Genomic DNA, 3,407 nt, shown 5'->3' with positions numbered 1-3,407 from the left:
GGCCGCGGCAGCCCGCACCGCGGAGAGGAAACCCGCAGCCACGGCAGGAGCGGGAACGCTGCCGCCGAGGATGGTCTTCTGGTCGATCTTCTTGCCGTAGATGGCGACGGTGGAATCGTCATCCTGCTGCACCACTGCGCCCTCGAGGGTAGCGCCGGCGAAGAGGCCCTTGGCCCGCGAGTAGGTCAGGATCTCGGTGTCGGCTTTCCAGTCGGTTCCGGCGGAGGCGTGCCGTCCCACGGGCCCGGCAGCTGCACTGGCTTCGGCGCCCACCTGGAACTTGTTGGAGAGCAGGCGCTGTGCGCCTTTCGCGTTCATGATCGTCATGACAAGGTCCACGCCCTGCACGCCGATCTGCAGGCCCCAACTACCGCCGCCGATGGAGACGAATGCCGGCGCGCTCCATCCGTGCCCGGTCTTGCAGGTGGCGACGCCGCGGCCATGCTTGCCGCCGAAGACGAAGCCGCCCTTGACCAGATGCGGCACCACGATGATGCACTTCGCGTTATCGAATACTTCCTGGGGAATGCCCTTATCGGGCGCAGCCATGATCTCCTTCAGCACCGTGGCAGCCTTTTGCAGGCGCTCGGTAGAATCTGACTTGGCGTCCGCAAAAGCCGACGATGACGCCAGCGCCAGGATGAGTAATACGCACAGCTTGCGCATAAATCCTTCCTTTCGTGAGTGGGCTACGAAACCTGAACGAGGCCGGGGATCCTCTGATTAGAGGCGAGAATGAGTACCGGGAGTTGCCGCCGATGAGTATAACGCCGAGGGCCGGCAGAGGGGAGGCCTTAGAGGGCTTTTGGGACGGGGGAAGAGGTGGGCTGCCGCGCAATGTTAAGCTTGCTTGTTTGTGGTTGTGACGCATAATCCATCCTGTAGGAGCAAGTCATGCAAAGGAAAGCAAGCGCGCAGTGGCGTGGCGGGCTGAAAGACGGCAAAGGCACGGTATCGACCGCGAGTGGGGCGCTGAAGAGCACGCCGTACTCGTTCAGCACGCGTTTTGAAGACCAGCCGGGCACCAATCCGGAAGAACTGATCGCGGCGGCGCACGCGGGATGCTTCTCCATGGCGCTCTCTGGACAGTTGGGCGGCGCGGGGATGACCGCCGAGTCCATCGACACCAGCGCCACGTTGACGATGGAAAAACTCGATGCCGGGTGGACGGTGACCAAGATCCACCTCGACGTGACCGCGAAGATCCCCAACGCGGACAAAGCGAAGTTCGACGAGGCAGCGAGCAAGGCCAAAGCCGGCTGCCCGATCTCGCGGCTGCTCAAAGCGGAGATCACCATGGACGCAAAACTTGGCTGAAGCGGAGCGCAAGCCCGAGCCGAAGGCGGAGCTGAAAGTCAATCGGGAGGTGGGACATCGCTGCCCGAAACCTGGTGCGCGCGACCCATGCGGGCGAGCACTACATGGACGTCGGGACGCTGGCGGGGTATCGCGCGGCGCAGGAGTTCTTGCAGCGGAGGACGCAGGACGCGACACCGGGTGCTGCTCCCACCGAATCGCTAGAAGCCGCCTAGCGAAGTTTGCAAGTTAACAAGTTAGTGCTGAGAATGGATGCGTGGGCAAGGACACGTACATCCTCGGCATCGAGAGCTCGTGCGACGAGACGGCTGCCGCAGTGGTACGTGGGGGCGAGCAGTTGCTCTCGAACGTCGTGTTTTCCCAGATTGCGACGCACCAGCCCTATGGCGGCGTGGTGCCCGAGCTGGCTTCGCGCGAGCATCTGCGTGGGATCGTCCCGGTGGTGCGTCAGGCGCTGGAGCAGGCAGGGAAGTCTTACGCCGATATCGATGCCATCGCGGTGACCCAAGGCCCCGGCTTGGCCGGCGCGTTGCTGGTGGGCGTGAGCTACGCCAAGGCGCTGGCGTTCGCGCTGCGGAAACCGCTGATCGCGGTGAACCATCTGGAAGGCCATATCCATGCCGTGCTGCTCGAGGAGCGGCAGAAGGGGAACCACGAACTGCGCTTTCCGGTGCTCGCCTTGGTCGTCTCGGGCGGCCATACCCATCTCTATTTGTGTGCACCGCTGAAGAGCGACGCACACACACACGGCGCTGAGACGGGCGCAGCGTGGCGGTACGAGCTGATCGGGCGCACGCGCGACGACGCTGCCGGTGAAGCCTTCGACAAAGTAGCAAAGCTGCTGGGGCTGGGATATCCCGGTGGTCCGGTGATCGACCGGCTGGCGCGGCACGGCGATGCGCACGCAGTGAAGTTCGGCAGCACACAGATCAAGGCGCCACTGCGAGAGCCGAAGAACGAGGGCAAGAGGACCGCGCCGTCGCGCGAGATCACTTCCCACGACTTTTCTTTTAGCGGGATCAAGACGGCTGTTTTGCGCTACGTGGAGCTGAATGCGATGCAGCCCGGGATCGAGGCGAGACGGCTGGTGCTGGCGGGCAAGACCCAGCCGACGCTCGAGGAGTATCTCGCGGCCACCGACAAACGCACGCTCGACCTGATCGCGAGCTTCCAGCGCGCGGTGGTGGAAGACCTGGTGGCGAAGACGCTGGCCGCGGTGCGCGAGCGCGAGGTCGCCACGCTGTTCGTGACCGGCGGCGTGGCGGCGAACTCGGAGCTGCGCGCGACCTTCGAGACGAGCGGGGCGCAGGAGGGCGTGCCGGTATTTTTCCCCGCGCGCGCGCTTTCCACCGACAACGCGGGGATGATCGCTGCGGCCGCGTATCCCAAGTTCGTCGCCCGGGAGTTCGCGCCGCTTAACTTCTCGCCCGAAGCGTCGCTGACGCTGCGCTAGAGCCGGGCGCCGTCGCAGGCCCGGAAGGCCGTCTCTGCGCTGCTATGCCAACGGTTCGATTTCGGCATACAGTCCCCACCCCAGCATTTATCAGAACGCGGCCGTGTGCCCAGCGTCTTAGCGGACGAGGGCGAGCGATGGCCGTACTGGAGCAGGCGATCTTGGCGCAGCCGTTCGCGAAGAGCGTGGTGGCAGCCGACGCGGTCGAGGCGCTGGTGCGCGAGCACGCGCGCTTCGTCTTCCAGGTGGCGTACGCGGTATTGCGGCACGGGCATGACGCGGAAGACGTGGTGCAAGAGACCTTCCTGCGCGTGGTGCGACACCAGGCGGAGCTGAGCGAGGTGCGCGAACCGAAGGCGTGGCTGGCGCGCATCGCATGGCGCATCGCGGTAGACCGCCGGCGCAATCAGCCGGAGATGGCCGCCGATCCTGAAGCGCAGCTCGCGCAACTGCACGCGACCGGGATGTCTGCCGAACAGATGGTGGCGCGCGACGAGATGAAGCGGCTGGTGGAAGCGCTGGTCGCGGCGCTGCCGAACGATCTGCGCGAACCGTTGCAGCTCTCCACGTTGGAAGAGATGCCTGCCGCGCAGATCGCGGCGGTTTTGGGTATCCCGGAGGCGACGGTGCGGACGCG

Annotated in this window: 5 protein-coding genes; 4 read left to right on the top strand and 1 reads right to left on the bottom strand. The window is 65.1% G+C overall.

Annotation, left to right across the window (positions count from 1 at the left end; all coding sequences use genetic code 11):
• Positions 1-666 (bottom strand): lipid-binding SYLF domain-containing protein (locus M3P27_13690; GenBank protein MDP9269359.1); only part of this gene is annotated, 666 nt, incomplete at its 3' end.
• 228 nt (positions 667-894) lie between these two features.
• Between M3P27_13690 and M3P27_13685 the strand changes: the two genes are divergently transcribed.
• The 4 genes from M3P27_13685 to M3P27_13670 all read left to right on the top strand — a co-directional run.
• Complete coding sequence (locus M3P27_13685) at positions 895-1,317, top strand: OsmC family protein (protein MDP9269358.1); 423 nt, start codon at positions 895-897, stop codon at positions 1,315-1,317.
• A gap of 74 nt (positions 1,318-1,391) precedes the next feature.
• Positions 1,392-1,532: a hypothetical protein gene (locus M3P27_13680; protein ID MDP9269357.1), complete on the top strand. Its 141-nt coding sequence runs from the start codon at positions 1,392-1,394 to the stop codon at positions 1,530-1,532.
• A 41-nt stretch (positions 1,533-1,573) separates the two neighbouring features.
• A complete protein-coding gene (gene tsaD, locus M3P27_13675; GenBank protein MDP9269356.1) occupies positions 1,574-2,770 on the top strand; it encodes a tRNA (adenosine(37)-N6)-threonylcarbamoyltransferase complex transferase subunit TsaD in 1,197 nt (398 codons plus the stop codon).
• A gap of 137 nt (positions 2,771-2,907) precedes the next feature.
• On the top strand, positions 2,908-3,407 hold a 500-nt coding region (locus tag M3P27_13670; protein MDP9269355.1), incomplete at its 3' end, for a sigma-70 family RNA polymerase sigma factor.

This window comes from Acidobacteriota bacterium (assembly GCA_030774055.1).
Classification (GTDB): domain Bacteria; phylum Acidobacteriota; class Terriglobia; order Terriglobales; family Acidobacteriaceae; genus JACPNR01.
Note: the sequence above shows the minus strand (reverse complement) of the source record. Positions and strands in the feature narration are given on the sequence as shown.

Coding starts and splice junctions, on each gene's coding strand:
- M3P27_13685 (MDP9269358.1), top strand. CDS start 895: ATGCAAAGGAAAGCAAGCGCGCAGTGGCGTGGCGGGCTGAAAGACGGC.